We start from the raw sequence: 1868 nt of genomic DNA on the forward strand, positions 1-1868 counted from the left end.
GTCACATTTATCGTTGTTCAACCACAATCCCGATGCCGTATTTAGGGTTGACCTAAAAGGCAATATTCTTAATGTCAATAAAGAAGCAACTGAACTGACTGGATATTCCGCAAGTGAGTTGGCTGGGCTTCATTTTATCCAGTTGATTGACCGTAGTGAAGAAGAAATGAAGATTAAACAATATTTTATGAAGGTCCTGAGCGGAGAAACAAAAGTGATAGAAACTTCGCTTAAGAGAGGGGACCTTACGTCTGCAAATGTAAGAATCACAGCTGTAAGAATAATAGTAAAAGATAAGGTCGTTGGTGTTTTCGGGATAGTAAGAGATATTACTGAAAAGAAAAGGTCAGACAAGCTGATCGAATATCTTGCATACCATGACGAACTCACCAATTTGCCCAATAGGCGCAATTTAGAAAAGGCAATGTCTGGGCATTTTATCAAGGGTGGAAACTTTTCTTTAATTTATCTTGATTTTGATCGTTTTAAAAGAATTAATGATACATTCGGCCATTCTTTTGGCGATAAAATATTAATGCAAATTGGGAAGAAGCTTACGGAAGTCATTCCTGAAAACTGTTTAGTCGCAAGGATTGGCGGAGATGAATTTGCAGTCATTGCTCCTGGACCTTGTAAACCTGAGGAAATTGCCTCAAAGATTGTAAAAGCGTTCCAGTCACCGATTTTTGCGGAAGGAATGGAGTTTCTTATTACAGCCAGCATCGGAATCTCAAGTTTTCCTGATGATGCCAAGGATCTTGATTTGATTTTGAAATATGCCGATATGGCAATGTATAAAGCAAAGGAAAATGGCTCAAATCATTTCCAGTTTTTTGATAAGAGCATGATTGACCAAAGCTTGAACAAATTTGAACTCGAAAACGACCTGCGGAATGCAATTAATAATAATGTACTGACCGTTTTCTACCAGCCGAAATATAACGCATCGACCAATGAGATTACCGGTGCGGAAGCGCTTGCGAGGTGGAAGCATCACCTCCATGGAATGATTCCTCCAGGCGTTTTCATTCCGATTGCAGAAGAGGCAAATTTAATTGTCCCTCTGGAAAGGCTGATTATCCGGCAAGTGTTCGGACAGCTTGTAAAGTGGAGAGAACTGGGATATGAAGTGCCCCGGACTTCGATCAACATCTCTATCATTCATTTTTATCAGGAAGATTTTGTAACATTCATGGAGCAAGCCCTTAAGGAGTTTAACCTCAAGGGAGATATGATCGAAATTGAGGTAACTGAAAGCATTATGATTAAGAAAGAAGACAGCATTAATGCCCAGCTACAAGCTCTAAGGCGGATTGGCATTGAAGTAAGTATTGATGACTTTGGAACAGGGTACAGCTCATTAAGTTACTTGAGTAAACTCTCTGTTGATCGCTTGAAAATTGATCAAAGCTTTATTTCGGATTCACAGGAGAACAGGGAGATTATCTCAACAATCGTTTCAATGGCGAATAATCTGAAGCTGAAGGTGATTGCAGAGGGAGTCGAAACCAAATCGCAGATTGATTTGCTGAAGTCGCTTGGCTGCCATGAGGTTCAGGGATATTTCTATTCACCTCCGCTGCCGTCTACAGAATATGAAGTAATGATGAATAAGTCCCCACAGCTTCATGTCATTGATTGAGCTGGCTTTGACTGAGTGTTTTGATTATGTTACTATACCTATTATCAAAAGTCCTCTAGGGTTCCGCAGCGTGCTGGCCTGGTCCGAGAGAGGGCGCACAGGAATACCTGTGTACACGGAGGGATAAAAACCCGGGAGATATCCACAGATATCTCCCGGGTTTTTTTGTTAGAAAGGAGAAATGTACATGGCTTGGGTGTTTTTAATCATCGCAGGTGTTTTTGAG

At 40.7% G+C, this 1868-nt stretch carries 1 protein-coding gene and 1 riboswitch; the gene reads left to right on the forward strand.

Features of this window, described 5'->3' with window-relative positions; translation table 11 throughout:
- Positions 1-1642: EAL domain-containing protein (locus WB217_RS14240; protein ID WP_423993885.1), on the forward strand; the 1642-nt coding region annotated here is incomplete at its 5' end.
- A 44-nt stretch (positions 1643-1686) separates the two neighbouring features.
- Positions 1687-1782, forward strand: a riboswitch (guanidine-I (ykkC/yxkD leader).
- Positions 1783-1868: the final 86 nt, after the last annotated feature.

The organism is Mesobacillus sp. (genome assembly GCF_049588175.1).
Classification (GTDB): Bacteria; Bacillota; Bacilli; order Bacillales; family Cytobacillaceae; genus Mesobacillus.